The 591-nt window shown below is 73.1% G+C and carries 1 protein-coding gene; it reads right to left on the bottom strand.

Features of this window, described 5'->3' with window-relative positions; translation table 11 throughout:
• A partial coding sequence (locus tag ACEN88_RS33740; RefSeq protein ID WP_413346715.1) for a CheR family methyltransferase occupies positions 1-591 on the bottom strand: 591 nt, incomplete at both ends.

Below are 591 nucleotides of genomic sequence, written 5' to 3' on the forward strand. Positions count from 1 at the left end.
CGCGGCTGGTGCGGGCTCCACCGGCACCGGCGCCGGCGCGGGCAGCGCGTCCTTGCGGAAGAACACGGCATCCTCCAGGTACACGGCGGTAAAGCCCTGGAACAGCCGGGTCGAGGCCTCGCTCGCATTCACGACGAGCCAGCCGCCGTCGACGAGGGCGGCGCGCAGCCGCGCGACGACGCGCGCGGACTGCTCGGGCCCGAAGTACATCAGGACGTTGCGGCAGAAAATGACGTCCATGGCGGACGGATACGTGCCGCTGGCCAGGTTCATCTGCGCGAAGCGGACCTGGGCGCGCAGCACGGCGTCGACTTCGAAGCGGCCGTCGCCGAGCGGCTGGATGAACGGGGCCAGTTCGGCCGGGTCGGCGCGGCGGAACGACCAGCGCCGGTAGACGCCCGCACGCGCGACGTCGAGGAAGGCGTCGTTCAGGTCGGTGGCGAGGATGTCGACGCGTTCGGGCGGCAGTTGCGGGACGTCGCGGCGCAGCGCCAGCGCGATCGAATACGGTTCCTCGCCCGTGCAGCAGCCGGCGCTCCAGATGCGCAGCGGACGCGCCGCCCCCCGGGCCAGCAGGGCGCGCGCCTGGTC

Origin of the sequence: Massilia sp. CT11-108, assembly GCF_047302915.1 — a bacterium.
In the GTDB taxonomy this organism is placed as follows: Bacteria; Pseudomonadota; Gammaproteobacteria; order Burkholderiales; family Burkholderiaceae_D; genus Telluria; species Telluria orientalis.